The organism is Neobacillus canaveralius (assembly GCF_047237705.1).
In the GTDB taxonomy this organism is placed as follows: Bacteria; Bacillota; Bacilli; order Bacillales; family Cytobacillaceae; genus Neobacillus; species Neobacillus niacini_K.
In genome coordinates this window covers 2,776,876-2,803,097 of record NZ_JBDFLL010000001.1, presented here as the reverse complement: position 1 = coordinate 2,803,097, position 26,222 = coordinate 2,776,876, and the positions used below count along the sequence as shown (strand labels likewise).

At 36.7% G+C, this 26,222-nt stretch carries 24 protein-coding genes and 1 riboswitch; of the genes, 11 read left to right on the top strand and 13 right to left on the bottom strand.

Going from position 1 to position 26,222, the window contains the following annotated elements; genetic code table 11:
• Window positions 1-74 precede the first annotated feature (74 nt).
• The gene (locus tag ABC255_RS14110) at window positions 75-725 is read left to right on the top strand and encodes an NAD(P)H-binding protein (RefSeq protein WP_412994372.1); all 651 of its coding nucleotides are present in this window, start codon (window positions 75-77) and stop codon (window positions 723-725) included.
• Window positions 726-1,464: 739 nt separating this feature from the next.
• Here ABC255_RS14110 and ABC255_RS14105 read toward each other — a convergent pair.
• On the bottom strand, window positions 1,465-1,665 hold the full coding sequence (locus ABC255_RS14105; RefSeq protein ID WP_027322891.1) for a cold-shock protein: 201 nt from the start codon (window positions 1,663-1,665) through the stop codon (window positions 1,465-1,467).
• Window positions 1,666-2,066: 401 nt separating this feature from the next.
• Window positions 2,067-2,164: riboswitch (guanidine-I (ykkC/yxkD leader) on the top strand.
• Between the two features lie 101 nt (window positions 2,165-2,265).
• Here ABC255_RS14105 and ABC255_RS14100 point away from each other — a divergent pair.
• Together ABC255_RS14100 and ABC255_RS14095 are read left to right on the top strand one after the other, a co-directional pair.
• Window positions 2,266-2,607 (top strand): DMT family transporter, encoded by a 342-nt coding sequence (locus ABC255_RS14100; RefSeq protein WP_412994369.1) that lies wholly within the window; start codon window positions 2,266-2,268, stop codon window positions 2,605-2,607.
• Complete coding sequence (locus ABC255_RS14095; protein ID WP_412994368.1) at window positions 2,607-2,921, top strand: DMT family transporter; 315 nt, start codon at window positions 2,607-2,609, stop codon at window positions 2,919-2,921. The genes ABC255_RS14100 and ABC255_RS14095 overlap by 1 nt, the downstream gene beginning before the upstream one ends.
• 96 nt (window positions 2,922-3,017) lie before the next feature.
• Here ABC255_RS14095 and ABC255_RS14090 read toward each other — a convergent pair whose 3' ends face one another.
• Entirely contained in the window at window positions 3,018-3,836 is an 819-nt protein-coding gene (locus ABC255_RS14090; RefSeq protein WP_412994367.1) for a purine-nucleoside phosphorylase, read from the bottom strand.
• A 374-nt stretch (window positions 3,837-4,210) separates the two neighbouring features.
• Here ABC255_RS14090 and ABC255_RS14085 point away from each other — a divergent pair, with 374 nt between their 5' ends.
• The 3 genes from ABC255_RS14085 (at window position 4,211) to ABC255_RS14075 (ending at window position 7,777) form a co-directional block, all read left to right on the top strand.
• Entirely contained in the window at window positions 4,211-5,122 is a 912-nt protein-coding gene (locus tag ABC255_RS14085; protein ID WP_412994366.1) for an EamA family transporter, read from the top strand.
• Window positions 5,123-5,413: 291 nt separating this feature from the next.
• Entirely contained in the window at window positions 5,414-6,295 is an 882-nt protein-coding gene (locus ABC255_RS14080) for an AraC family transcriptional regulator (protein WP_412994364.1), read from the top strand.
• 153 nt (window positions 6,296-6,448) lie between these two features.
• Window positions 6,449-7,777, top strand: coding sequence for a prolyl oligopeptidase family serine peptidase (locus tag ABC255_RS14075; RefSeq protein ID WP_412994362.1), 1,329 nt, complete (start codon window positions 6,449-6,451; stop codon window positions 7,775-7,777).
• Window positions 7,778-8,096: 319 nt separating this feature from the next.
• On the opposite strand, the gene ABC255_RS14070 is transcribed toward ABC255_RS14075, so the two are convergent.
• Together ABC255_RS14070 and ABC255_RS14065 are read right to left on the bottom strand one after the other, a co-directional pair.
• Window positions 8,097-8,291, bottom strand: a complete 195-nt coding sequence (locus ABC255_RS14070; RefSeq protein WP_412994360.1) for an NUDIX hydrolase — start codon at window positions 8,289-8,291, stop codon at window positions 8,097-8,099.
• Window positions 8,292-8,890: 599 nt separating this feature from the next.
• Window positions 8,891-9,088: a hypothetical protein gene (locus tag ABC255_RS14065; protein ID WP_412994359.1), complete on the bottom strand. Its 198-nt coding sequence runs from the start codon at window positions 9,086-9,088 to the stop codon at window positions 8,891-8,893.
• A gap of 217 nt (window positions 9,089-9,305) precedes the next feature.
• Here ABC255_RS14065 and ABC255_RS14060 point away from each other — a divergent pair, with 217 nt between their 5' ends.
• From ABC255_RS14060 to ABC255_RS14045, 4 genes are all read left to right on the top strand, one after another.
• Window positions 9,306-10,013 carry a response regulator transcription factor gene (locus ABC255_RS14060; RefSeq protein WP_412994358.1) on the top strand — a complete coding sequence of 236 codons (708 nt, stop codon included), beginning with the start codon at window positions 9,306-9,308 and terminating at the stop codon, window positions 10,011-10,013.
• Window positions 10,010-11,011, top strand: a complete 1,002-nt coding sequence (locus ABC255_RS14055) for a sensor histidine kinase (protein WP_412994357.1) — start codon at window positions 10,010-10,012, stop codon at window positions 11,009-11,011. The genes ABC255_RS14060 and ABC255_RS14055 overlap by 4 nt, the downstream gene beginning before the upstream one ends.
• A gap of 97 nt (window positions 11,012-11,108) precedes the next feature.
• Window positions 11,109-11,873 (top strand): ABC transporter ATP-binding protein, encoded by a 765-nt coding sequence (locus ABC255_RS14050; RefSeq protein ID WP_412994355.1) that lies wholly within the window; start codon window positions 11,109-11,111, stop codon window positions 11,871-11,873.
• Window positions 11,848-13,719, top strand: a complete 1,872-nt coding sequence (locus ABC255_RS14045) for an ABC transporter permease (protein ID WP_412994354.1) — start codon at window positions 11,848-11,850, stop codon at window positions 13,717-13,719. Before ABC255_RS14050 ends, ABC255_RS14045 begins: the two co-directional genes overlap by 26 nt.
• A 123-nt stretch (window positions 13,720-13,842) precedes the next feature.
• Here the strand turns inward: ABC255_RS14045 and ABC255_RS14040 are convergent, their stop codons facing one another.
• From ABC255_RS14040 to ABC255_RS14000, 9 genes are all read right to left on the bottom strand, one after another.
• Entirely contained in the window at window positions 13,843-14,664 is an 822-nt protein-coding gene (locus ABC255_RS14040; RefSeq protein WP_412994352.1) for an STAS domain-containing protein, read from the bottom strand.
• A 20-nt stretch (window positions 14,665-14,684) separates the two neighbouring features.
• Entirely contained in the window at window positions 14,685-15,284 is a 600-nt protein-coding gene (locus ABC255_RS14035; protein WP_412998559.1) for a PP2C family serine/threonine-protein phosphatase, read from the bottom strand.
• 92 nt (window positions 15,285-15,376) lie between these two features.
• The gene (locus ABC255_RS14030; protein WP_412994351.1) at window positions 15,377-16,381 is read right to left on the bottom strand and encodes a PP2C family protein-serine/threonine phosphatase; all 1,005 of its coding nucleotides are present in this window, start codon (window positions 16,379-16,381) and stop codon (window positions 15,377-15,379) included.
• A 3-nt stretch (window positions 16,382-16,384) separates the two neighbouring features.
• Window positions 16,385-16,798 (bottom strand): anti-sigma regulatory factor, encoded by a 414-nt coding sequence (locus ABC255_RS14025; RefSeq protein WP_412994349.1) that lies wholly within the window; start codon window positions 16,796-16,798, stop codon window positions 16,385-16,387.
• A gap of 3 nt (window positions 16,799-16,801) precedes the next feature.
• On the bottom strand, window positions 16,802-17,164 hold the full coding sequence (locus ABC255_RS14020) for an STAS domain-containing protein (RefSeq protein ID WP_335537283.1): 363 nt from the start codon (window positions 17,162-17,164) through the stop codon (window positions 16,802-16,804).
• Between the two features lie 650 nt (window positions 17,165-17,814).
• Window positions 17,815-19,557: a glycoside hydrolase family 3 protein gene (locus tag ABC255_RS14015; RefSeq protein ID WP_412994347.1), complete on the bottom strand. Its 1,743-nt coding sequence runs from the start codon at window positions 19,555-19,557 to the stop codon at window positions 17,815-17,817.
• 19 nt (window positions 19,558-19,576) lie between these two features.
• Complete coding sequence (gene pgmB / locus ABC255_RS14010; protein ID WP_412994346.1) at window positions 19,577-20,221, bottom strand: beta-phosphoglucomutase; 645 nt, start codon at window positions 20,219-20,221, stop codon at window positions 19,577-19,579.
• 34 nt (window positions 20,222-20,255) lie between these two features.
• Entirely contained in the window at window positions 20,256-23,147 is a 2,892-nt protein-coding gene (locus tag ABC255_RS14005; protein ID WP_412994345.1) for an alpha-L-rhamnosidase, read from the bottom strand.
• A 92-nt stretch (window positions 23,148-23,239) separates the two neighbouring features.
• Window positions 23,240-24,529, bottom strand: coding sequence for an MFS transporter (locus ABC255_RS14000; protein WP_412994343.1), 1,290 nt, complete (start codon window positions 24,527-24,529; stop codon window positions 23,240-23,242).
• 183 nt (window positions 24,530-24,712) lie between these two features.
• Between ABC255_RS14000 and ABC255_RS13995 the strand changes: the two genes are divergently transcribed.
• Window positions 24,713-25,951, top strand: coding sequence for a helix-turn-helix domain-containing protein (locus ABC255_RS13995; RefSeq protein ID WP_412994342.1), 1,239 nt, complete (start codon window positions 24,713-24,715; stop codon window positions 25,949-25,951).
• The last annotated feature ends 271 nt before the right edge of the window (window positions 25,952-26,222 follow it).

The window sequence follows — 26,222 nt, the reverse complement described above, 5'->3', positions numbered from 1 at the left end:
TGTAACAAAAGCTTTATAAATTACAAAGTAGTAAAATGGATTTCATAAACCAAGAGAGAAAAGGAGTTGTCAGAATGAATGTGTTAATCTTAGCTGCAAATGGTCGAATTGCGAGAATTGTAGAGCAACGCTTATTGTCAGCTCCAAAATTTGACAATATTAATTTAACTTTAGTCTTAAGAAACAGTAAACGCTTAGTTCATTTATCTGACCAACCTCGTGTAAATATCATTGAAGGTGATATTGAAGATTTTGATGTTGTAAATCAGGCTATGCAGGGGCAGGATTTGGTATATGTGTCAAATGTTGATATAACCCACGATAACAGTATAACCGTAAATGTTATACAAGCAATGCTTAACAACAATGTCAAAAGAGTAATTTCAAGCAATGCCATTGGAATATATGATGAAGTGCAGGGCGAGTTTGGTCGAATGAACAGAGATGCAATTGATTATGTGTTTACGGAAATAGTCAACTCCGAAAAATTGCTTGTTAATTCAGGCTTGGATTACACTATACTTCGCCTTCCTTGGCTTAACGACAACGAAGAAATTAATTATACAGTAACAACAAGATATCAAAAATTCTATGGAGATTATGTTTCAAGACAAAGTGTGGCAGAACTTGTGTTGAAAATCATAGATAATCCCGTATATGGCCTGAACGATAGCTTGGCATTGGCTATTCCAAACAAACAAGAGCAACCCCACTCAGATTTTTAATAAATCAGAAAAATAATAAAGCTCACATACATAATCACTTGCTTATGTATGTGAGCTGTTTTTTTTGCAAAGTAAGCAATAGAAAATACGTTTTTCAATATCTCTAAATTAAAGTTTTAATAAGAGGTCTATAATAACAGTCAACCCGAGTGGTACATCAGCCTGATAACACCCTTTAAATATTGAAAGGGAGTTTTTTAATTGTCTATAAGTTTGTGAATTATTTCACTTAAACTAACGGGGTGCGTTAGTTTAACAAGCAAATATTATAAAAATGGAACTTCCACAAATTGGGAAAGAATGAGCAAAAACTGATGTATTGATAAAGACTGCATCTACTCGTTTAATCTTTGAAATAACTCGATTTTTCTCATCTACTTCAACAAATTCTACTGTAGGTAAATGCTCTCTTAATTTTACTTGCCAACTTTGGGATCCCTCAAAACTCAACAAAACCAAACAAAACTTAACGATTTGTGATAAAAATTAAAGGAAGGTCCTTTTTGAAGGGTCCTTCCTTTTTAATCAAATTTTAGATATATCTATTGGTTAATCCTTCACCATTTTTGTTATCCGAAGATAATTAGGAAAATTCGTGATTATGTGATAAACTCAATTTACCATTTGATTTACTTGTTTACATGTGCCCTACTCATTCGTGAGTGGGGCTCCTTGTTTTTAAAAGGATAAATTAAAAAAACAGACTCTAAAAGAGCCTGCTTTAGTTTGTTCTTAATTATTAAGCTTTACGCACGTTAGCTGCTTGAGCTCCACGTTGACCTTGCTCAACGTCAAAAGTAACTGCTTGACCTTCGTCTAAAGATTTGAAACCTTCGCCTTGGATAGCTGAGAAATGAACGAATACGTCTTCTCCGCCTTCACGCTCGATAAATCCGAAACCTTTTTCTGCATTAAACCATTTTACTTTACCTTGTTCCATTTTGTTTCCTCCAGCTGTGCTTTACACACAATGTATTACTATCCTTGCACTCAGTGATCATCAAGACGAAAAGTTAATCTGATACTATCCTTTACACCGAACAAAAATAATTCTTCTAAAGCATAACACTTTTTAAAAGCATTTGCAAGCAGACAAATGGACAACCATTTTTTCAATCATTAATTTTCAAATATGGTTTTGGATTCGCTATGCGTGATCGAGACTTTTTATGCGGTTGGCACACGTCAATTTAGGAAACTGTTAAAAACCCTTTTTTTAATAAGACTTTTCTAAAATCCGGGTGCTTGAATAATCGTAACAAAATTCCTACGGGAATATTTTTATATCTTTTACCTTTGAATAAAGTTTAAATAAGTATATAATTAATGATAATTGTATACGTAAATGTTTTCTAGGGTTCCGCAATACTTGTGTTGGTCTGGACCGAGAGAAAACTCACAGCTTTGCTGTGTCACGGAAGGATAAAAGCCTGGGAGATACTGTTTAACAGTGGTCTTTCAGGTTTTTTTGTTTATGAGAAAAATCAACTTCTTACTTTAACAGAACCTTGTTTTTTAAAATTAATGGAGGTAATAGGTAATGAATGCAAATTGGATGAAAGTGTTTGTTGGAGCATTTTTCGAAGTATTTTGGGTGATCGGCCTAAAACATGCAAGTGGCTTTTGGACTTGGACAGGAACTGTGATCTCGATTATGGTGAGTTTCTACTTAATCATCATCGCTAGCAGGAAACTTCCCGTCGGTACGGTATATGCAGTTTTTGTAGGATTAGGGACAGCAGGAACGGTCATATCTGAAATTATATTCTTCGGTGAACCCATCAAGGTGGAAAAAATCATGTTGATAGCACTACTACTAGTTGGTGTTCTTGGCTTGAAGTTATTAACAAAAGACGATAATCAAGAAGGAGATGAGTCCTAATGGCTTGGATATCTTTAATTTTAGCAGGATTATGTGAAGCATTTGGTGTTGTTACCATAAATAAATTGAATAACAGTCGTAATTGGCAATCGTTATTACTATTAATTCTCGGATTTGGAGCTAGTTTTCTTTTCCTTGCCTACGCAATGAAAACTCTACCTATGGGGACCGCATATGCGATATGGACAGGTATTGGCTCAGCCGGTGGAGCACTTTTAGGAATCATGATTTATCGCGAATCAAAAGATTGGAGAAGGATCGCTTGTATTGCAATAATTTTAGGTGCAGCCATCGGTCTAAAACTCGTTGCATAAATCTAGTAAAGATAATCTAAGATTTTTGCCAGTATCCATTCATCTTCAGCTGACTTTTTATCATGATGATAAAAAGTCAGCATGATAAATCAATGATTACATTCTTGTAATGGTTTCCTTAACAAGGTTGATAAATTTCTCTCTTACCAAAGCCGCCACTTCAATGACTTCATCATGACTTAATGGTTGATCTAAAATCCCACATGCCATATTGGTTAAACAGGATATACCGAGTACTTTCATTCCTCCGTGAATCGCTACTATCGCCTCTGGGACAGTTGACATCCCAACTGCATCCGCTCCTAATGTTCGAATCATACGGATTTCAGCAGGAGTTTCATATGCTGGCCCGCTCCACCAAGCATAAACGCCCTCTTGTAAGGTAATGTTTTGTTCTTTTGCTACATTAGCGGCAATAGATCGCAATTCACGATTATATACTTGAGAAACATCAGGGAAACGGGTTCCTAATTCATTATTATTTGGCCCAATCAATGGATTTGTACCAACTAAATTAATATGATCCGTAATTAACATTAAATCTCCTGGGTTGAAACTTGTATTGATTGCCCCGCATGCATTCGTGATGAGTAGATTCTCTACACCCAGCGCCTTCATTACACGTACAGGAAAAGTGACTTCATCTAACGTAAAGCCTTCATAATAATGAAAACGTCCCTTCATCGCCACTACCGTTTTTCCCATTAATTCCCCTATTACTAATTCGTTTGCATGGCCGACTGCTTCAGATTTTGCATAGTGAGGAATCTCGCTATAAGGAATAGTGACAGGGTTCTCAATTTCATCTGCAAGCGTTCCTAATCCTGATCCTAAAATCATCCCAATCGTTGGACGATCGACAGTTTTACTCATGATGAAATCTCTAGCTTCTAAAATATCTTGCATTTTATGCATAGTAAAATATCTCCTTTTTTCATAACAATTTACAAAAGAAGTTTAATTGATTTTGCTATTAAAGTAAATGTATTGATCGATAACGGAACAAATCTGGCAACATTAGCGCAAATTACGTAAATATATCAACTGTGAGCCGCCTACAACATCGTAGCCCAAAGGAGCTGGATGTATGATACTGATTATTTCATTGAAGTGATCCGGAAAAGTTGTTGATTGACATCCAAGATGAATCGCTTTAGAATAAACAAAGTAATATTGAATCCAAAAAAATTTGTTAGTGGACTTTTCTAGAGACATCTCTATTTTCGCCACACAGCTACTATAGCTGTGTGGCTTTTTATGTTTTATAGAATGAAAGGGGTATTTTAATAATGAAAAATTGGCATTACGCTCTACTTGTTTTACTCGGGGGATGCTGTTACGGTGCATTATCGACTTTTGTAAAGTTAGCTTATTCAGCTGGATTTTCCTCCTCAGCGGTAACCGGAAGTCAACTCTTAATGGGGACACTAATAATCTGGATCGCAGCTCTCTTTTCGAAAAAGAAAAAACTAACGCTGCGGAAAATAGGCAAATTACTTTTATCGGGAATTCCACTTGGTTTAACCAGTCTATTTTATTACCAATCACTGCAATCACTTAACGCTTCGCTTGCGATTATCTTTTTATTTCAATTTGTCTGGATTGGCAGCTTATTTGAATGGTTTTTTTATAAGAAGAAACCAACCATGGGAAAAGTGGTTTCAATTGGCATTCTGGTGATTGGTTCCATATTTGCTTCAGGAATTATCGCTGAAGGCAGCGGGGGAATGACATGGCAAGGCACCATTTGGGGTATGCTTTCTGCACTAACCTATACCACTTTTATCTTTCTTAGCAGTAGTGTGGAGAAAGATACACCCGTTGTGCAAAAAAGTGCTCTATTTACCACGGGGGGCATGATTACTGTTTTCCTTCTAAGTCCGCCAACAGAGTTACTACAATTACCAGTCTTAATGGAAATTGCACCATACGGATTGTATCTTGGTTTATTAGGAGTAGTATTGCCGCCAATTCTATTTACCATCGGCATGCCACATATTGGACCAGGACTTGGTACCATTTTAACATCCGCTGAACTTCCTATTGCTGTTATCTTATCAGCGCTAGTCTTATCAGAACAGGTAAGTACGTCGCAATGGCTTGGAGTTATTTTAATATTAGGCGGGATTATAGCGGGAAATCTGAAGATATCTAAAACGAAAATAAAGTCCTCTTATTTGGAAAGGGAATCTACTTTATAAGAATAATATTTCGGGGTGGAGAGAATCCTTTGCGGTTACCTTCTCCCCCTTTTAATTACTCTATATAGCTCTCCTTTCTATTTCTTTCTATCTTTTTCTCCTAGTTTACTAGCTAAGGTGATTAAACTCTCACTCCTGAAAAACCTCACTTTCTAAAACATCTCCACTAAAGTTGTGTACTCCAAATGGATTAGCCTAATACTAGTTACCAAGACTCATAGACCCTTTCTTATATTATTCGTATAATTTAGAACAATGAAATAGAAATGACAACAGACAGGAGCAGCAGTAATGGAATACAGCTATGAGTTAATCAAACTCCGTGAGGATTTGCCCATTAAATTGATCACCCATACTTCAGATAATCAGGCATTCATCCCTAGGCATTGGCATGAAAGTGTAGAAATCTCCTATGTTCTTTCTGGAAAGATTGACAATATCTATATTGATGGGAAGGAGTATGAATCAAGAGAGGGGGATATTGTTGTGATCAACTCTAATGCCATACACTCCTTTTCGGTCAACAGGGGACAGAACAGAAAGGCACTCACGCTCTTTATTCCCTATGAATTTATAAAAGCCGTTTATCCTGATATTGACGAGGTGGGGTTTGACTGTATTTCGATTGATCAACAAAACGGTCCGAAAAAAAGAGAGTTTGCTGAGCTGCGCGAGAATTTGAATTCTATCAACAATGCCTATCTTGATTCTGAAAATAACCCTTTAGCCTACATAAAAGTAACAAGCTTAACCTATAAGCTAATTTATCTTTTATTAAAGCATTTTAAAATAAAGAAAAAGAGCAGCAGCAGAATCAAATCATGGAAATATATTGAACGGCTGACCATAATCACAAATTTTATCAAAGAAAACTACCAGCAAAATTTATCCCTGGAACTTCTATCAAATCAATTTAATTTTTCACCAGAGTATCTATCCCGATTTTTCATGAAGCACACGGGGATGACGTTACTGAACTATATTACTGCAATCCGCCTGGAAAAATCGTTCCCTGATTTGATGAATACCGATCATCCTATCATCCAGATTGCCTTAAATCATGGTTTTCCGAATGAAAAATCATATATTAGAGCCTTCAGGACCGTGTACCAGCTTACGCCTTCACAATATCGAAAAGATCAAAAATCCAATCGAAATTATAGACAAACTTGATCTCTCTATCAGTCTATGATTTTTTAATTGGTCAGGATTTGACCATAAACAGGTTAAATAATGACAGGATTTGAACTACGCAGTCTAGTAAAGTATATGTAAGTGCTTTCAACGGATAGCACGTTATATTTAAAAATCGGGAGGCAATGGAACATGTTAAAGAGATTCAAGAAACACTTTAAAACGGCATTGTTATGTACTTTAGCGACGGGCACCACCCTTTCATTCAGTGCAGGGGTGCAAGCCAAGGAAGTCAAAACTCAGACGGTATCCTATCAGACGGTTACTGAAATAGAAGACTGGGGACCAGCAATTACGAAGGTGATTGTCGATTTGGGCAGGCCAGTACCTGTAAATTCTGTAACAGCTGATACCTTCAATGTTCATGTGCAAAGAGTTGACAGCAGTCTAGCCAATCCTATGTTAGAGGAAGGGATCCGTAAAGTCACCAACGCTTATGTAGCTGACAAACATGGCAACCTTGTGGATCAAACAGGAAAATATGCTGTACTGGAAATGGAAATTGGTCCGGCTGTTACCTTAGGGTCACCAATGAACTTCAATTTGGGAACATTCCGTAATAACTGGGTTGACAGCGATTACACAATTACCCAGCAAAAAGACATTCTTACACCAGCAGGGACGGTTTCTGGATTGGTTGTTGACACTTTTACTGGGGGAGTAAGAGAACTCGTAGATGATTTCGAAAGCGCTGAAGCAACCTACGATGATGTAACGTTAACCTATGCGGATTATACTCCTGCGAAAGACAACAAAAAGAATCCGTTAATCATCTGGCTCCACGGCATGGGTGAAGGTGGTACAGACCCAACGATTGCGATATCCGGAAATAAGGCAGCAAACTTTGCTTCCGAAGAAATTCAAGCCTATTTTGATGGTGCCTATGTGCTTGCTCCTCAAACTCCTACCTTCTGGATGGACGGATTTACAGGATTCGGAGACGGAACGTCAAAATATGAAGATGCGCTCATGTCACTAATAAAAGATTATGTAGCGAACAATAAAGACATCGACACTGATCGAATTCTTATTGGTGGAGATTCAAATGGCGGCTATATGACTATGTTGATGATCCGCGATTATCCAGAATACTTTGCGGCCGCATTCCCGGTATGCGAGGCTTTAGATGATACACTTATAACGGACGAAGACATTCAGAGCATGAAGGACCTCCCGATCTGGTTCACTGCGGCTAAAACAGATACAACTGTGCCTGTTAATAAGTATGTCGTTCCAACCTACAACCGCCTGATTGATGCCGGAGCAAAAGATGTTCAAATGTCTCTTTTCGATAATGTGGTCGATACTACTGGCCTGTACAAAAAAGCAGACGGTACACCATATGAATACGATGGACACTGGTCCTGGATCTATGTGTACAACAACGAGGTTTCAAACATTATTGATGGTAACACCACCACGCTGATGGAATGGCTGGCTGGTCAATCATTGGAAAAATAAGATACGAACAGGCCCTGGTTTTATCATGCCGGGGCCATTTTACTTCTTCCTTTTACTGTACCATCTCTTCTTCACCTAAACTGACTCGTTGAATAACTCAGGGTATTTTATGTGTAGTTTTAAGTTTATTATTATCATTTTACTATTACTATTTGTTGTGTTGTTTAGAACCGCACCCAAGCTTAGTCCTTCTTCATCCCCTCCACCTGTTGGTTCATAATCCCATTCATCTGGAACACTTGATACATATATCTTGTAAAAAAGTCTATTATGTATATCACCATCATCATATTCCCAATAATCTTCTGCAATTAGATTCTCAACTCAAAACCTTAAATCCTGTTTCTTCTGCAATTTCCATAATAACTGCATTATAAGTGTCTTCTTCGACATTCACTGTCCCTTTAGGGATCTGTATCCCTGCTTCGGTTAATGGATGTTGAAAAACTAATACTTGTATTTTGCCATCTTTAATTCTTGTTATATATCCGTAGGCTTTTCTAATCGAATTCAAACCGATTCCCCCTCATTTAGTTTATTCAAGATGATACAGATAAGGACAAATCTTATTAATCCCATTATTCACCAACCTTTGAATTAAACATTTATATAAAATCCTAATAATAACACTAAAGAAATTACCGTACCGATAACAAAAGTCATTTTCAAATTAGTTTCTAGATTCTTGTTTCCATTGGCTGTTTTGTTAATAAATTTCTTTACTGATACTCCAAAAACTACACTTATAGCAATCATAAAAATAAGGGTTATTATAAATTGGAAGTTCGGAAAAGTAAGTTGTGTTGTAGAGCCCATTAAATTTTGTAATGAGAGATGGGTAAATAAAATGAAGATTACTACATACGCACTAACGAAAATGAAATGTCTTATTTTCAAAATTTCCCCTCCATCAATAAGACCTTAGTATCCCCTTCCTCTTGGGATCTGCCAAATGATTGTCTTTCTATATTCGCTAAGGGAAAATGTTAAATTCTGTCCTGGGAAACTTTTACAAAAGAGTCCATCAAATAATTTGATGGACTCTTTTTCTGTATATTTTTTATTCCAATATTGGTTGATGAGATTATTAAGTGAAAATCACACCCCAAAGAATTATGGTATAAATGATCCAGTAATTTCATTTGTACTCTTATTGTTCAAAGAAGCATTTTCGCTTAATTGTTGGTTAGCTGATTTGATGTGTTCTGTATCATTAAAATTTACTTTGTTTCGAAAAAATTTATCGACAAATACTCCGAAAAGTATGATTCCTCCTAAAAGGCCCCAAAATAAGTAAGCGATACTTGACATAAAAATACCCCTTTCACTTAATTATTTTAAAATTCAAATAATGTTAATTTCATTATATCACAAAAAGACAATTATTGGAAATATAATAAAAATTTCCACTCTTTTGCCCCCTATTATTTAAGTGAGCATTTGCATAGAGTCCGCTACGTATGTAAGGTTTTGTTTGTTCTTTTTTAAAAGGATATGGGATAATGGCACAGGGAAAGGAGTGGGCAATGTGCAAAAGATTTTTATTATTGAGGATGACCCTAAAATTGCTGAACATCTGCAATCCTACATAAATAAATACGGATATGAATCGTTCATTGTGGCTGATTTCGATCGAGTCATGGAGGATTTTCAGAAGTGTAAACCAGACCTGGTTTTATTAGATATTAATTTACCTAGCTATGATGGCTATTATTGGTGTCGTCAAATACGCAAGCAATCGATTTGTCCCGTTATTTTCATCTCGGCAAGAGTTGGTGAAATGGATCAGGTCATGGCGTTAGAAAATGGTGGCGACGATTTTATTACAAAACCGTTTCATCCGGAAATTGTCCTAGCGAAAATTCGCAGTCAACTTCGTCGAGCATATGGAGAATATGCGGCGCAAGCTCAGGAGCGTGTGTTGGAAATAGAAGGGTTAAAGCTTTTTCCCGAAAGGCTGGAGTTATCTTATAAAAAAGACAATATTACCCTATCCAAAAAAGAAGCTGAACTGATTGAATGCTTAATCGATCGATATCCCCGTGTAGCTGGACGTGAGGATTTACTTGAAAAATTATGGGATGAGCAAGTCTATGTCGATGAAAACACATTGAATGTAAACATTACTCGAGTCCGTAAAAAAATGGAGAGCGTTGGTCTTAAAGGAGCCGTCGAGACAGTAAGAGGGGCAGGATATCGCTTAACTATTTCCTGGTTAAAGGCTGAGGATCGATGAAGCTATTTTTAAAGGAGCATGCTCTTCTCATTGGTGTCCAAATCATTCAATTTTTTGTTATTCTCGCGATTTATTATCTAGATGGCTATCACCATTTATTACCTGCACTTTATGCGGTGTTCCTCGGTCTTTTTTTTCTTGGGGGATATTTAATCTATCATTATTATAGCCGCCGTCTGTTTTACAAACGACTCACAAGCGAACTGGAGTCATTGGATCAATCACTGCAAAAAACAGAACAAACACCTATTTCTGAATCACTTGATCGATTGTTAAAGAATCAATATAAGCATTATCAGGAGCAAATCAAAAAATTAGAGTCAAGACAAAACGAGCATATGAAATTTATGGATCAATGGGTTCATCAAATGAAGACGCCATTGTCTGTCATTGAGCTCATTGCTCAAAACCTCGATGAACCAGATTCCTCAAATATCCGTGAGGAAACACACCGAATGAAGACCGGTTTAAATACCATTCTTTATATGGCGAGATTAAGGTCCATTCAACAGGATTTTCATATTAAACCAGTGGAACTAGCAAAGCTGGTCAGTGATGTGAATCATGAAAACAAACGCTTCTATATTCGAAATCAGGTTTATCCTCAGTTCACTCAGGAAAAAGCCGGAATGCTAGTCGAAACCGACGAAAAATGGCTGTTCTTCATGCTTTCCCAACTGATAAATAATGCAGTTAAATATTCGAAGGGTAAAAGCAAGAATATTTCCATGTCGATTTACGATAGAGAAGGTGAAGCGGTATTAGAGGTAAAGGATTTTGGCGTAGGAATACCTGAGAGTGACAAGCATCGCGTATTTGAACCGTTTTTTACAGGAGAAAATGGCCGGAAATTTAGAGAATCAACAGGAATGGGACTGTACTTAACGAATGAGGCCGCACAGCAGCTTGACCATCATATCGAGATTGATTCAAAGGCTGGAGAAGGCACAACCGTTCGAATCATTTTTAGTGTGACCCAAAACATTACACCCCTGTAAGGAAAGTGAAAGAAAAATCGATTTTTTTAACAAAGGAACAACGGATATAATAGTCACAAGTTAAAGGAATTGGTATGGAAGGAATGGTGAACTTGTGATGTTAAAAGTAAAACAAGTAAGTAAAATTTACGAAGGTAAAATTGCTTACCCTGCTTTAACAGATATTGATTTAATGATAAATGAAGGTGAATTTGTTGGGATTATGGGGCCATCTGGAAGTGGAAAAACAACATTGTTGAATATGATTGCAACGATTGATGAGCCAACGACAGGAGATATTCTTATTAATGGGCATAATCCTCATCAATTAAAAAAGGAAGCATTAGCACAATTTAGACGTCGTGAGCTAGGGTTCGTCTTTCAGGACTTTAATCTCCTTCATACCTTAACGGTTGAAGAAAATATCGTCCTTCCGTTAACACTCGATGGGAAAAAAGTGAATGAAATGAAGCAAAAGGCAAATGAAATCGCGGAAAAGCTAGGAATTAGCACCATTATGAAAAAACGCACCTACGAAATATCTGGAGGACAGGCACAAAGAGCAGCTGTTGCAAGAGCAATGATTCATGGACCGAAGCTATTGTTAGCAGATGAACCGACAGGAAATCTTGATTCAAAGTCATCAAGAGATGTGATGGAAATGCTTGAGTCTATTAATAAAAAGGAACGGACAACGATGATGCTTGTAACGCATGACGCACAGGCTGCGAGCTATTGTAACAGGGTCGTGTTTATTCGGGATGGAAAGTTCTATTCTGAAATCCATCGTGGTGATAACCGCCAAGCCTTTTTCCAAAAGATTATCGATACACTTTCTTTAATGGGAGGCGACGCACATGACCTTTCGACAATTCGCGTTTAATAACGTCATCCGGAATAAAAGGTTATATGCGGCCTATTTTCTTAGCAGTTTATTTACCGTGATGGTGTTCTTTACATTTTCTATATTTGCGAATCATCCAGCGTTAAGTGGAAATGAGATGAATGGAAGTGTTACAAAAGGGATGAACATCTCTGCCGGAATCATCTACGTCTTCTCTTTCTTCTTCATTCTTTATTCCATGAGCTCATTCTTACAATCTCGTAAAAGAGAATTTGGATTGTTAATGATCCAGGGGATGTCGATGAAACAAATCCGCATTATGGTGTTTTTAGAAAATATGGTGATTGGTTTTTTTGCGACACTTGGTGGGATATTCCTTGGTGTTGTGTTTGCAAAGGGTATCCTCCTGCTTGCTGAGAACGTGCTCATTATTGAAAGTGCATTACCCTTTTATTTTCCAACACAGGCAATCATTTTGACCTTTGCATCATTTATTGTCTTGTTTTTCTTAATCTCTTTATTTGTTACGTATGTACTTCGCAGTAAAAAGCTTATTGAGTTGATTAAAGGAAATAAAATTTCCAAGGGCGAACCAAAGGCGAACCTATTTTTAACGCTATCAGCAGTCCTACTGCTAGCTATTGGCTATACAACAGCCTTACTTGCAAAGGGAACAATCGTGGTGGTTGTAATGCTTCCCGTCATTATAGTTGTCATGGTTGGAACCTATTTATTATTTACTCAATTAAGTGTTTACATCTTAGGTAAATTACGAAAAAAGGAATCTATTTTTTGGTTTAAAACCAATATGCTTCTCTTTTCCGATTTGGCCTTTCGAATGAAAGATAATGCCCGTACATTTTTTATGGTCGCAATGGTTTCGACGGTTGCATTCTGTGCAATTGGCTCTTTATTTGGATTCCAAACCGTCCTAACATCAAGCATTAAAAATGTGAATGCTACGACATTTTCTTATAAAACCTCTGAAAAAGAATCCGTAACTCAAGACGTGGAGTTTATTAATGATACTTTAAGAGAAGAAAAGATTGAGGCAGACAGTGAGCAAATGGAGATGCGCTACTATGATATCGCAGATGATACGATATTAATAACAAGTAGTTCTGATTATAATCGTTTTGCCTCTTTAATTAGTGAAAAGCAAATAGAGGTAAACAATGGCCAGGTAATCGTTGTCGAGTTCGAAGGAACCAATTTTGGGCAGACAAGTGAGCTGTTAAATGAAAGTATTAAATTGGAATCAGATGTTACACTAAAGCCGAATGAAGATGAAGTCATCTCCTCAAGAGCGTTACCAGCAACAGATTCTTATTATATTGTGTCAGATCATGACTTTGAAAAACTTCCTAATCCAGTAGAGGTGCAAAGCTTTTATGCTTGGCAAGTGACAGATGGTGAGGCTGGAATCATGGCTGCATCTGAAAAGCTTTATAAACATTTAGAACGGTTTAAAATCATGTCTGTGGAATACGAAATCTATCAAATCATGAAATTTTACGGACCGATTTTATTTGTTGGATTATTTATCGGAATTGTCTTTTTTGTCTCAGCCGGTAGCTTCCTTTACTTCAGACTATATATGGATTTAGATGAAGATAAGCAAAAATTTTCATCAATATCGAAAATGGGTCTAACGGTGAAAGAGTTAAAGAAGGTATTAAACAGACAAACCGCCATTCTCTTTTTCGCCCCCATCATCGTGGCACTTGTCCATGGAGCTGTGGCGTTAACAGCATTATCCAATCTATTTTCCTTTAATCTAGTTAAGGAATCCGTAATGGTGCTAGGCGTTTTCTTAGTTATACAAAATATCTACTTCTTTATCGTCCGCTATTTCTATATAAAACAGATTAAAAATGTTATTTAGATACCTTAGAGATTGGTTATATATAATCCCTTAACGGTAAAGTTTAAAAAACAGCATAATTCCATAGAATCTTAAAAATTCCTGGAAAGTGAACCTTCTCAGGAATTTTTACATATTTGAAGGTTAACCAAGATAATTATTCAATGTTTGCTGTAAGGTTGCCTTTGTTTCTGAATAACTAGTAAGATCGATCCCTAAATGAACCATTTGTCTAACAAGTTCTGGGCGTAATCCAGTTATGACTGATTTAGCTCCCATCAGCGTGATACCAATCAACACATTTTGAAAATGAGCAATGGTTACTTCGTCCATGTCTGATATTCCTGACAAGTCAATAATTAATGTCAGAATCCTTAACTTTGCAATGTCTGTTAATACCTTTTCTTCAATAATATGCATACGATAAGCATCGAATGTACCAATCAACGGCAATACAGCTACCGTTTGGCTGACTGGTATGATCGGTACCGAAAGATGTTCGACTAATTTCCTTTGTGAAAGGATTAATTCATCTTTATATTGTGAATAACTAATAAAGAACGTGTTTAAAAACTCATCAATCCCATCATTAACTTTTTGTTCCAATTCGAAAAAATTGTCTGCAAAATTAACATTCTCATTTATTTGTTCATATTTCTTGATAAAATACCATAAAGTACGTCTAATAGCATGTACCCATTCTAATTTAAACGCAACAGTTAATGAATATTTCGCCCAAGCAATGCCTTCTTCATTAGCGAAAGCAATGAGTTCTTCGTTTCTATCCTCCACTACATAAAGAACGAGCTTTTGAGCATTTTTTAATAAATCAATATTTCCCTCTTTTAAGATACTCTCAATATTAGTGGCCACATTGACAGCCTCCGATAATAGTTTCTCCTGAAATTCCTGCTTATTATGATTAATATATTGTGATATATTTTTAGTATCATAGAATGTTTGCAATTTTTAACCCTCCTTAGTGTTTAAAAAAGTTGACCTACAATATAAGTCAGGTCGTCCTTCCCTGTTTTTGCATGGTTATCTAAATAGTTAGAGATCTCTTCAATCGAACTAGAGGAGCTTGCTAATGATTTTATACCAGGAAAGGCAAGACCATCCGTATGAATAATAAATTTTGATCCCTTTTCATAAGAAAATGTTTCGCATCGGTATTTTTGGGGCCTCCCCGATAAATATCCCAGGATAGGCAGTGGATAGATAAACTTTCCAGAGGGGCAAGAAAGAACAAACTGAATGTTTCCCACCGAGCTATAGGTGAAAGTCTTCTGTAAAAAATGTGCCTTTAAAATGGACAGAGTGACACCTCTTTTATCCTTGAGGACCTGATTGCAATTATCGATTAATACCTCTACCTCTTTATCATGGTTTTTTTCCACTTCCTTGCGGACTGCATCCGACGAATAATACGCATACTCCCCACTGCCTAAACCGTCGGCAACCGCACAAATAAAGTAATCGTCCGTTACTTTCATATAAATGCTATCCCCGTTAAATACATTACCTTCCTTCGGAATTTGATAGGCAATTGCCTGAATATGTTGATTAATGCCTCGTTCAAGCATTTTTTTACCCTGCATCTTTACACGTGCCTTTCATAGGTTTTTGGTTACTCTTTGATATGCTTCTATGCTCAATATGATGTATTCAACATCTTTTATATCCTTTTAAAAATTATTAGCGTAAAATCATCCCTTATCTCGAAATTCTGTAATCTCTCGATATCACGATAAATGTTCTCCACCATTTCTTGTGCGGACAAATGCATATAGGTTTGAATTAAATCAGTTATTATAGATCGTTCAATAAATCCCTTTTCTGTCCTTGATTCAGTCACACCATCAGATAACATAACAATCATGTCTCCGGGTTTAACCTTCTTTTCAAATTGCTCATATGTAATATCCCTTTGAGGACCTAACACCATGCCTCTTGTTGTAAGGTCCTCAAAGGATTGAGAAGACGCATGATAATAGAACCCTTGTTCATGCCCTGCAGCAGAATATGTAAATGTATGATTACTGTAATCATATTTTCCGTAAAACATAGTAATAAACATACTTGAATCAAGATTATTTTCTACGACTCTATTTAAATTTGATAACACATCATTTGGATTATTTATGGACATTGGTAAACTATCCATTCCAAACATAATCATAGACATACAAAGTGCTGCAGGTATTCCTTTGCCTATTACATCGGCAATGGCAATACTAATACTTTTTTCGTCCTCAATAAAGCGATAAAAGTCTCCATTTATTTTCTTCGCTGGAACACTAATGGCACCAATATCAACTTCATCCAGCTTCGGAATGGATGTTTCTAAAAAGTTTTCTTGGATGCTCGCAGCCATTTCAATTTCCGATTTAATTTCGAACTGCTTGTCCCTCAAACTCTGATATTCTTGATAGGCTAGTCCATAGTTCATCATAAATTCAATAAGGAAATCAAACGAAACTAAAATTTCCTCTCTAATATCAGGAAATAGATCTTTTAAGACTTTACAATGGATACTAATAATTTCTTCAGGGGATATCTGCTGTGTAATGGATTTCCTGCTGAACATTTGTCCTTGATACAATGCTGTTTCAGAAGATTCTTCTATATACCTGCGAAGTATTTCCCGATAACTGGATTCTAAAATTGGTTTGAAATCCATTTTTTACCCAAACCTCCCTCGTAGCCATTTTACTACCTGTATGGTTGTCCCTTTCCCAAGTGTTGAGGTCAAATCAAATTCATCCATTAAACGTTTTACCCCGGGTAAACCTGCCCCTAAGCCACCAGATGTGGAATATCCATCCTCCATCACTCTCCTAATATTCTGGATTCCCGGGCCATGATCAAGAGCGATTACTTTTAAACCTCTTTTTTCAAGAGCACTGACAGGCTCGAAATAAATCTCTCCCTTGCCCGCATATAAATAAATATTTCTTGCCAACTCAGAAATTACAGTGGTGATTCTTGTCTGGTCAACTGTTCCAAATCCAAGCTCTTTAGCAATGTTTCTACCTCGCTGTCTAGCTGTAACGATATCCCATTCTGATAATATTTTTACAGAGGATTCGTATCCCATGATCTAATCCCCCAACTCCCTTTGTAGTATTTCTAACCCCTTTTCTAAATCTAATGCTGTTGCCACATCTTTTAGATGAATCCCTAGTTCAACTAACGTAATCGCTACAGCTGGTTGGATACCAGTTAATACAACTTTTACACCCATCATTTTTGACATACTAATCACATCGCCTAGAACCTTTGCAATAAACGAATCAATCATATCAACAGATGTTAAATCAATGACCACACCCCTAGCACCAGTTTCATGTATTCTTTGGAGCAATAAATCTTGAAATTGTAATGCTGTTTGATCATCAAGCTCCCACTGAATGGAAACAAACAGATAGTTATATAATTTTAAAATAGGTATTCTAGTATTCATTTTATTCCTCCATTTATACAATCTTTCGATTCGTTATTACTTATGTATCCCTCCTCCTGTCTCTGGTTTCTCTAATCGGTAAATGATTAGATGAAATAACTTTTTCTACATTAACCTTAGTGACATAAATCGATATATATTTTAAATCACAACAAGTCTAAAAAAAGGACTATCAATAAGATAGTCAAAATTAGTCGCAAAGTAAGGATTTGGGGGAAAGCAACTTATTATTTCATACCCGAATATTTATATCTTAAACCCCAAAAATGTTCTTTTATTAAAAAAATAATCTCAATGTTTTACACTATCCTTATTTATAAACTCTTTATACCAATCTACAAATTTCCTATTCCTTCGTTAATACTTGTTTTTGGTTTATATCCTATCTCTTTTTCTAGATTGGGATAAATTTTACGAATTCAATGAATGTCGAAATGTTGCCGAACTTTCTCAAAAGAGTCAATTTAAAGAACAAAAAAAAGAAAACACCAAATGATGTCTCCTCAACAATAATTTAAAAGCAATTCCTATGAACTCTCTTTCCACCATACCAGAACAGCATTTTCCTGTCCTCAATCATCGTCTCCATATAAACATCTACACTAAAGCTGATGAATTATAATGCCACGTTTGAGACATGCACAATCGAATTATAACCTTGTATCCCATCTGCCGCAAAAAGCATCTACCGGACTGTACCCTTTAAAATCTGAATTTCCCAATAACTTCTCCACAATTGATTTTAAAACTGGCTCCGAAGAGGAATAACCATTAATATAGGTTTTAACCCTTGGAACATCTAGCAGGTGATATGGATTTTCTACAGAAATGAAAATAGTTGGTATAGAAGTAATAAAGATTGGGACATTTGCTCCCATTGGTTGTGCCCATTCAATTCTGACTGTAGTTTGGTTACTTTTTGTCGCCATATTTGCCATATAAACAATTAAGTCATACTTTTCCTTGAAAGAATTAGCTGGAGTCATTATCCCTTCAAATCCTGCTTGCGGATTAAATTGTTCTACTTCGAATCCTTCATTCTCCAATAATTTTTTGAACTCACCTGCTGCATTATACGAGGACTGGAAAAAGCCATCTCCCGATTCAATGGAATATAATAGCACCCTTTTATGCTTTGATGGTGTAAGAGGCAGAAGGCCTTTTTCCTCTTTTACAAGAGTAACAGCTTTATCTGCACATTCTAAAGCCCACTCTTTATGTTCAACGTTTCCAATAACTTTCATTGCCGTATCTAATGAAGGGAGAAGTGTACCTTCTTCTTGTTTCTTTTGAAGTCCAAGAGCTGCCTTTAGTCCAAGAATCTTTGTAAGGGCATCGTATAACCGCTCTTCTGTTATTACGCCATTTTCGATCCCTTTTTTCATAAATTCATAATCTTCTTGTTGATTTCTCGTAAACAAGAACATATCGCATCCTGCTGCAATCACTTGTGGAACCACTTGTTCTCGAGGCATTGGGATCGTCAACCCTGCCATCGAAGAAGCATCAGAAACAACAAGACCATTAAAACCTAATTGTTCCTTTAATAATTGTGTCGTAAGCTCGTATGAAAGCGATGCTGGAAGTAAATCTTTGTCTTCGACACCAGGGTTAAACTTTCTGCTATATGCCGGCTGCATAATGTGACCAATCATGACAGTCAAGGAACCCTCATCAATTGCCGCCTTATATGCAGCCCCATAGGTTGCATCCCACTCTTCACAAGATAAATCATTGATGGATGTCACTAGATGTTGGTCGCGCTCATCAACACCATCCCCTGGGAAATGCTTGATAGAAGCAGCTACACCATTTTCTTGGACACCTTTCACGTAGTTTACACCCATTCGACGAACCCGTTCTGGATCTGAACCAAATGTCCGTGTGTTGGTAATTGGATTTCGAAAATTGTAATCAATATCAATAATCGGTGCAAATGCCCAATTACCGCCTACGGCAGAACCTTCTCTTCCGCAAACCACTCCAAGCTTATAAGCCATCTCATCATCATTTGTTGCCGCAACTTGCATTTGGGAACCAAATTTAGTGCCCTCAAGTACTATCCCATTTCCGCCAGCTTCTAAATTGGCAGGAATCAAGAGTGGTATTTTTGAATTTTCTTGAAGCAAACGAACTGTATCTACTGCGGATTTTGCTGGCATCGGTCTAAGCATGACGCCGCCAGGTTTAGCATGGTTCGCCATCATTTTTAATAAATTTTCATCATCAGAGTAAGCAATCAGGCAAAAAAGCTGCCCTACTTTTTCATCAAAGGTCATATTGGAGATGGTGGTTTCGACCCATTTTATATCTTGATCTTTTAAGTTGAAGGGTTTTTTTCTAAGATTAATTAGACTCTTGATTTTATCTAAGGATGACTCTTGTAAACTCATTATTATGACCTCTTTTCTTCTATTTTAGTATATCGTTGATGTTCATCTGTTCTAAGCTCAAGGAGCCCAATTCTGTTCCTGGATAGGATGCGGCTGAACCGACTCCTACGGCCTTCATTCCAGCTGTTAAAGCGGCTTCAATCCCTGCTTCGGCATCTTCCACCACTACACAGTCGCCAGCTTTGATCCCTAATCGCTCTGCTGCAAGTAAAAAAACTTCCGGGTCTGGCTTGCTTCTTTTGATATCGGTCCCATCCGCTACGACATCAAATAAATTCAATAACCCGATTTTTTCAAGGATATATTTTGCATTTTTACTAGAAGAACCAATCGCGATTTTAATCCCTTGTTCTTTTAATTTTGTTATCAAAGGACATACTCCTGGGAGAATATCCTTTGCACTAATAGTTGTCAGTAGCTTTTTGTATATGTCATTTTTTCTTTCTGTTAATTGTTCCTGTCCAAACTCGCTAAAATCCTTTTTGGAATACTTAATGATTATTTTTAAACTTTCACTCCTGCTAACACCACGAAGCTTTTCATTTATTTCTCTATTAAAATGTAAATTCTCTTCCTCGGATATTTGATTCCAAGCTTGGTAATGAAACTCATCTGTTGTAACAATGACCCCATCCAAGTCAAATATGACCGCTTTTTTCCTCATAACCTTTACATCCAATTCCTATTTATTTCCGTTCTTACATTCGAACAGAGAGAAGTGTTTGATCCACTTGATTCAATTTCTCAGGTGTGACGATATTAATAAAAAGAGGTACACCGATTAACTCTTTAAGAGTTGATTCGGAAAAATGCTGAATCAATTCATGCTCAACCAGTCCCGGTAGTTGTTGCACTAAAATGTTTTTCGTTTTCTCATTCTCTATTAATTCTTTTAAACTAGTATCCGAACTGTAGGTTAAAATATAATTTTTGTTCGGCATATATTCAAACACAAAATTACCTGGTGCAAGCACACAACGCACATTTTTTTCCAGTTGTTCCGCCTCCAGACCACTGTCCAAAATACCAACGTTGTTTACCTTTATGTTATTTAACAATGCATCGGGCAAAAAGACTTCTGCCGTAGAATTAAATGGAATCGTAAAACAAAACGATAAACTACCATCTTCTTTAATTTCCCATCCACTGTTAATTAAGCCTGAAGCGGAAAATACACTCGCCTTTGCATAGGTTAATTTGCCGTATGGTTTTGGACTAAATTTAATTTTTCTAAAACCTGGTGCTTCATCTACTGGATTAATCCCACACATCTGTTGGTACATCCATTGTGCGATGGAACCATAGGCGTAGTGATTAAGAGAGTTCATACCAGTGTCACTAATACTCCCATTTGAAAGAACAGAGTTCCATCTTTCCCAAATAGTCGTCGCACCTAATTTCACACCATATAACCAACTTGGATAATCCTCATTTAGCAATAAAGAATAGGCAAAATCATTCGCACCATTTTCTGATAAAACGTTACAGAAATACGGAGTTCCTACAAAGCCAGTGGTTAAATGCATCTTATCTTCACGAAGCTTTGCTTTTAAATCGTTAATGACTCGCTCCACAAAATCCTCCGGAATTAGGTCCATATGAAGAGCCACAATCATAGCGGTTTGTGTATGAATGGCACTTCTGCCATTTGGTGTAAAATACTCCTTCATGATTGCTTCTTTTATTTCATTCGAAAGTTTGTTATATTCTTCTGCAATTTCGTGTTTCCCAAGTACCTTGGCGGCTTTTGCAACCAGTTGTGCCGAATAGCAATAATAGGCAGACGCAATATAATAAGAATCTGTTCCTCCCATTGGGCTATGAGGATCTCTTCCATCAAGTGCCAACCAATCACCAAAATGGAACCCTGTCATCCATAATCTTTTTCCACCTGTCTCATCGTCGATTTTTTTGATGTAATCGACCCAATCTTTCATCGTATCGAACTGGTTACGCAGCAGTTCTTTATCTCCATAATTTTGATAAAGCGTCCATGGGATAACGGTAGCAGCATCCCCCCAGGCGGAAGAACCATGACCATTAATAAAACCATTGTCATCTTTTGGTTTCACCGTAGGTACCGTAAAAGGAACCGAGCCGTTTATTCTTAACTGTTCCTGCCACAGGTCATACATATACTTTCGATAAAATGCCGGTGAATACATATTGTAACAAGCAGTAGGAGCGAATACTTGAGCATCTCCCGTCCACCCCATGCGTTCATCACGCTGCGGGCAATCGGTCGGAACGTCAAGGAAGTTTCCTTTTTGCCCCCATAATGCATTTTGAAATAACTTGTTTACTAACGGGTTAGAGGTTTCAATCCTTCCAGTCTCTTCAAGGTCGCTGTATATCACACAACCCGTAAAGTCATCCAAATTTACTTCGCCAGTAAAACCATTCAATTTTACATAGCGGAATCCAAAGAAGGTAAAATGAGGTTGTACTTCACATGGTTTTCCATTTGAAATATAAATGTGTTCCGCTTTTGCTGTTCGCAAGTTTTCTCGATAAAAGTTGCCTTCCTGAAGAATCTCACCATATTGAAGATGAAGTTTGGTCCCTTTAGCTGTATTGGCTCTAAACCGAACCCAGCCTGTCATAATCTGTCCAAAGTCGAGAACTGTTTCACCAGCTGGTGTTTGAATGATGCCAACAGGCTTTCTTTCCTCCATTATCTTTACAGGCAAACTTAATCGGGCTTGAAGTTTCTCGGTGTTCATTTCTGCGCTTCTAACATGTGACCATTTACTGTCATTAAAGCCACTTAAAGACCAATTATTACTTTTAAGATTGGCATCATAAATTTCTCCATCGTAGATTCCACTAAAAAGGATGGGGGACGGTGCACACTTCCATTCTTGATTAGAAGTCATAACGACTTCTGTTCCGTCTTTAAGTGTGACAATAAATTCAGCAATGAGTGCAAATTTGTCTCCATACAAGTCATGATAACCGCCTTCAAAACCGAAACGTCCTTTATACCAGCCGTTCCCCAGAGTAATTCCAATCGCATTATCACCACTCACTAGAAGATCTGTAATATCATAGGTTTGATATTGCAACCAGTAATCATATGCATTGTATCCTGGGGCAAAATATTCTTCCCCTACCATTTTCCCGTTCAATTCAAGTTCATATAATCCAACTCCGCATATATAGGCTCTTGCGGATACAAATTCGGAGGGCAAATGGAATTCCTTTCTAATTAATGGATGGATTTCTTTACCTAAACTAGGAGTAATCCATTCGGCTTGCCATGGCTCATTCATTTTTGCTGTTTCGAACCAGGCAACATCACTGGTTACGACATCACCGGCATTTCCCCATACCGTAACGCGCCAAAAGTAGCGGGTACGCGGCTTTAAATCAATATCCGGAGTATAAGATAAACTATCAATATCTTGTTTCTTGCCACTATCAAACACAATTTGGTTAAAGTCAGAATCCAGAGCAACCTCAACACGGGCAAAATTTTGAAAAACAGAGTTACTCCCACCTGTTTCCGTTATCCACGATAAACACAATCTTTCAAATTCAAATCCTAATGGATTCGTAATCTGGTTTGTTCTTAGATGTCCTATCTTCACCTTTTATACCTCCACAATCCTAAATGTTAGAAGAAATACAGCTGGAAATGGAATTTCTCCATTATCCAGCTTTATCAAGATGGTCTTTCGTTTTATGCTAATACTTTATTTTCTAGCTCAGTTACGTTATTACTTTGCCCAATCTCCGGTAATGCACGGATTGCAAAAATCGAAAAGATTACACAAGCTACCAAGAAAAGATAAAAGAAGATCCATCCACCGACATGTAATAATAGTGGTGCCAAAGCTGGAATAATGGTTTGAGGCAAAGTATTAGCTATATTTAATATTCCAAAATCCTTTGAAGCATCCAACTTATTTGGTAGAATTCGAGAAACTAAAGCGGTATCAACTGCAGTAAAACTACCAAGTGCTAAATTCAATATCACAACTCCTACAAAAACGGCGATTAAGTTAGGTATGAATGCAAGAACTAGCAATCCGGCAATAATCATAATGGCCGAGATGATCAAAAATGGTTTTTGTTTTTTCATTTTATCGGACAGAATGCCACCTAAAACGCTAGCCAAAGCTGATCCTACAAGACCAAGCATATTAATAGGACCGATTAGGCTCTGAGCCTTTTCTGTTGAAAACCCCAATCGGCTTACAAGCATAATGGATAGATATGTTACTGAAAAATAACCCATCATTAACAAAAACTTCGAAATGATTGCCCAAGTAAAAGCAGGGTGTTTACGAGGGCTTGGATAAAAATGATTTAAGCGCTCCTTAATAGAAGGTTTTTCTACTTTCGCTTTTTCTATCTCAACTTTACCTTCACGAATGAAAAACAAAGCACTAATGAAAGGTCCAACTATCCCAATAATTAGCAACACTAACCATTTGGAGAATGATGGGGCAGCGTTCATCGTTGTCAAAATCCCCATTCCAACAAACATACCAATGGGCATTCCTAATCCATAAATCCCGGAAATGGTTCCTTGTTTTTCAACGCTTACCTGATCCGGTATCAAGGCATTGAAAGCAACACCTGCAAAATTAAAGAACATTTGTGTAAGGCATGTTGCTATTAATACTTGCCAAACAGTTGAGGCAGAAGCAATCCATAAAAGTGATAAACCGCCACCGAGAGAACCAATAAGAATCCAGGTACGTCTACGTCCGAATGATATATTGGTACGGTCACTTATAGCACCACCCACTGGCTGAGCTATTAACGCAAATAATGCACTAATACCAGTAATCAATCCATAGGATGTCGTAAACCCTTTTGGATCTATCTCCATTACCTTAAAAGGCAGGAGCATAATCCCTGGTGTCATCAAAGCAATCAACAGACAAATGTTCCCAAATACAAGACCAAACGCTAATCTTCCAAATGAAGTTTTTCCTTTAATAGAAGCTAACTTTTCAGCCATTTCGCTTCCTCCTCCTAATGATTAATCCGTAAAAATATTTATTACTATCAGAAAACGTTTTCTTTATAGTTTTATTGTATTTTAGTATTTAATTAAAATATGGTAGTATTTTAATAAAAATAGGATGATTGTGCACTTTTTCAGAAAAATTATAGCGTTTTCATCTTTTGAAAGGAATTTAAAATGAATTCTATTAAAAAAGATCATTTAGAGTTTATTTGTAAACAAATGAACGAAAATCTTGGGATTCCTTTTTTTCTAATGGATTCAAATGGAGAAGTTCTTTTTGAAGCATCGACTGGCTATCACCAGAATCCTCTATCTCCGGAAAAAGAGATCTACCTTCAAAGCCTTATTAAAAAGGATGAACCATCTGATTTTCCTATTATTAAATCTACAAACTTACTAGAAAATTTTATTATTGTAAATTTAGAGAGCAATGATACATTTACGGGAGCTATTGTCGGAGGTCCCTCCCTTTTTACTACTCCTAGCGACGATCGGTTAAGAAGGATGTTAATTGATTGGGGTCTTTTTTTAGAGCAAGATTTAATTAATATACACTATCAATCATTGCCAATTATTAAACATCTTGAGTTAATCCGTTCGGGAATAATGATTCATTACATGGTCTATCATAAGATTCTTGATACTGAAAATGTAATCTCTCAAAATAAGCAGCTGGAAACTGAATCAATACAAATAGAGAATCCTAATTTAAATATTTCTATAAACCGCCAACAATTTACCAGTCATCATGACTTCTTGGCTTCGGAAAAAATATTGAATGGTATACAGACAGGAAACAAAAGGGAAGTTTTAAATGATTTACAAAAAATTTATGAAGAGTATGGATTTGGGACTCTATCAAAGAAGAGCCAGCTAAGAAATGATAAGAATTTAACCATTTCTACAATCGCCCTGGCAACGAGAGCAGCGATTTTAGGGGGTGTCCATTATGAAATCGCCTATACTTTAAGCGATTTGTTTATTCAACGGCTTGAGGAATTGAACAATAGTGATGAAATATTTAAACTATGCCAAAAAGCTTTAGGAGATTTTGCAGACCGTGTATTTGCCAGCCAAAACGAAAAATATTCTAAGCCCATTTCTCTATGTCGTAATTACATTGTTAATCATATCTATGAAAAAATATCTCTGGCTGATTTGACGGAATTAGTGGATTTTACGCCAAACTATTTATCAAAAATATTTAAAAAGGAAACAGGACTATCAATAAGTGAATATATCCACAAAACAAAAATTGAGGAAGCAAAAAAATTAATGTCGTTCTCTTCCTATTCTCTTTCTGATATTTGTTCTTTACTGAATTTCACAGACCAGAGCTACTTTGCTAAGATTTTCAAAAAATACACCGGAGTGACACCAAAAAAATTCTTTAAAAATGAAAATACGCTTTAAGTAAAAATTGGCTTACTAGATTAACCTGCCCGCAAAAAAGAATCTTGTGGAGCATTTGTGTGTTTCTTGAACCTTTCCGTTTGCATAAAAATATCCACCCTTCCCTCAAGAATTTGGTGGATTTAACAACTAATACATTTCCTTTATTTTCTGTTTAAGAATGGTTGGCATGAATGCGCTTAAACCAAACCTCTTTATAAAGGTGCCTGTCACTACTCGAATCTTTTCGAATTTCTTTCGGCAGGAATCGGACGGTGATAGGCACTTTTTT

Bases quoted from the DNA above. Each gene is read 5' to 3' on its own strand.
- ABC255_RS14110 (WP_412994372.1), top strand. From the start codon at position 75: ATGAATGTGTTAATCTTAGCTGCAAATGGTCGAATTGCGAGAATTGTA.
- ABC255_RS14105 (WP_027322891.1), bottom strand. From the start codon at position 1,665: ATGGAACAAGGTAAAGTAAAATGGTTTAATGCAGAAAAAGGTTTCGGA.
- ABC255_RS14100 (WP_412994369.1), top strand. From the start codon at position 2,266: ATGAATGCAAATTGGATGAAAGTGTTTGTTGGAGCATTTTTCGAAGTA.
- ABC255_RS14095 (WP_412994368.1), top strand. From the start codon at position 2,607: ATGGCTTGGATATCTTTAATTTTAGCAGGATTATGTGAAGCATTTGGT.
- ABC255_RS14090 (WP_412994367.1), bottom strand. From the start codon at position 3,836: ATGCATAAAATGCAAGATATTTTAGAAGCTAGAGATTTCATCATGAGT.
- ABC255_RS14085 (WP_412994366.1), top strand. From the start codon at position 4,211: ATGAAAAATTGGCATTACGCTCTACTTGTTTTACTCGGGGGATGCTGT.
- ABC255_RS14080 (WP_412994364.1), top strand. From the start codon at position 5,414: ATGGAATACAGCTATGAGTTAATCAAACTCCGTGAGGATTTGCCCATT.
- ABC255_RS14075 (WP_412994362.1), top strand. From the start codon at position 6,449: ATGTTAAAGAGATTCAAGAAACACTTTAAAACGGCATTGTTATGTACT.
- ABC255_RS14065 (WP_412994359.1), bottom strand. From the start codon at position 9,088: ATGTCAAGTATCGCTTACTTATTTTGGGGCCTTTTAGGAGGAATCATA.
- ABC255_RS14055 (WP_412994357.1), top strand. From the start codon at position 10,010: ATGAAGCTATTTTTAAAGGAGCATGCTCTTCTCATTGGTGTCCAAATC.
- ABC255_RS14050 (WP_412994355.1), top strand. From the start codon at position 11,109: ATGTTAAAAGTAAAACAAGTAAGTAAAATTTACGAAGGTAAAATTGCT.
- ABC255_RS14045 (WP_412994354.1), top strand. From the start codon at position 11,848: ATGACCTTTCGACAATTCGCGTTTAATAACGTCATCCGGAATAAAAGG.
- ABC255_RS14035 (WP_412998559.1), bottom strand. From the start codon at position 15,284: ATGCTTGAACGAGGCATTAATCAACATATTCAGGCAATTGCCTATCAA.
- ABC255_RS14030 (WP_412994351.1), bottom strand. From the start codon at position 16,381: ATGGATTTCAAACCAATTTTAGAATCCAGTTATCGGGAAATACTTCGC.
- ABC255_RS14025 (WP_412994349.1), bottom strand. From the start codon at position 16,798: ATGGGATACGAATCCTCTGTAAAAATATTATCAGAATGGGATATCGTT.
- ABC255_RS14020 (WP_335537283.1), bottom strand. From the start codon at position 17,164: ATGAATACTAGAATACCTATTTTAAAATTATATAACTATCTGTTTGTT.
- ABC255_RS14015 (WP_412994347.1), bottom strand. From the start codon at position 19,557: ATGAGTTTACAAGAGTCATCCTTAGATAAAATCAAGAGTCTAATTAAT.
- pgmB (WP_412994346.1), bottom strand. From the start codon at position 20,221: ATGAGGAAAAAAGCGGTCATATTTGACTTGGATGGGGTCATTGTTACA.
- ABC255_RS14000 (WP_412994343.1), bottom strand. From the start codon at position 24,529: ATGGCTGAAAAGTTAGCTTCTATTAAAGGAAAAACTTCATTTGGAAGA.
- ABC255_RS13995 (WP_412994342.1), top strand. From the start codon at position 24,713: ATGAATTCTATTAAAAAAGATCATTTAGAGTTTATTTGTAAACAAATG.